This is a genomic window from Bacillus cereus group sp. BfR-BA-01349 (genome assembly GCF_022663795.1).
In the GTDB taxonomy this organism is placed as follows: Bacteria; Bacillota; Bacilli; order Bacillales; family Bacillaceae_G; genus Bacillus_A; species Bacillus_A cereus.
In genome coordinates, this window is the sequence record NZ_JAKUGE010000119.1 from 1 (window position 1) to 510 (window position 510).

Sequence of the window (510 nt, forward strand, 5' to 3'; positions counted from 1 at the left end):
TGGGGTGAAGTCGTAACAAGGTAGCCGTATCGGAAGGTGCGGCTGGATCACCTCCTTTCTATGGAGAATTGATAAGCGCTGCTTATCAATATAAGTTTCCGTGTTTCGTTTTCGTTTAGTTTTGAGAGTTCAATTCAGTATTGACTCTTAAATGAGGATATGATATAAATAAATCCTGCAATTTGTATGGGCCTATAGCTCAGCTGGTTAGAGCGCACGCCTGATAAGCGTGAGGTCGATGGTTCGAGTCCATTTAGGCCCACCATACATTTTGGGGCCTTAGCTCAGCTGGGAGAGCGCCTGCCTTGCACGCAGGAGGTCAGCGGTTCGATCCCGCTAGGCTCCACCAAAAAGCTATTTTAAATAGCAAATGGTATGTTCTTTGAAAACTAGATAACAGTGTAGCTCATATTTTTTAATTTTAGTTTGGTTAAGTTAGAAAGGGCGCACGGTGGATGCCTTGACACTAGGAGTCGATGAAGGACGGGACTAACGCCGATATGCTTCGGG

2 tRNA genes and 2 rRNA genes are annotated in these 510 nt (G+C 45.3%); all 4 read left to right on the forward strand.

Going from position 1 to position 510, the window contains the following annotated elements:
- A 16S ribosomal RNA gene (locus MR169_RS27965) occupies positions 1–58 on the forward strand; the annotation flags it as partial.
- 130 nt (positions 59–188) lie between these two features.
- Positions 189–265 (forward strand) — tRNA-Ile (locus MR169_RS27970).
- Positions 266–273: 8 nt separating this feature from the next.
- Positions 274–349, forward strand: a tRNA-Ala gene (locus tag MR169_RS27975).
- Between the two features lie 79 nt (positions 350–428).
- A 23S ribosomal RNA gene (locus tag MR169_RS27980) occupies positions 429–510 on the forward strand; the annotation flags it as partial.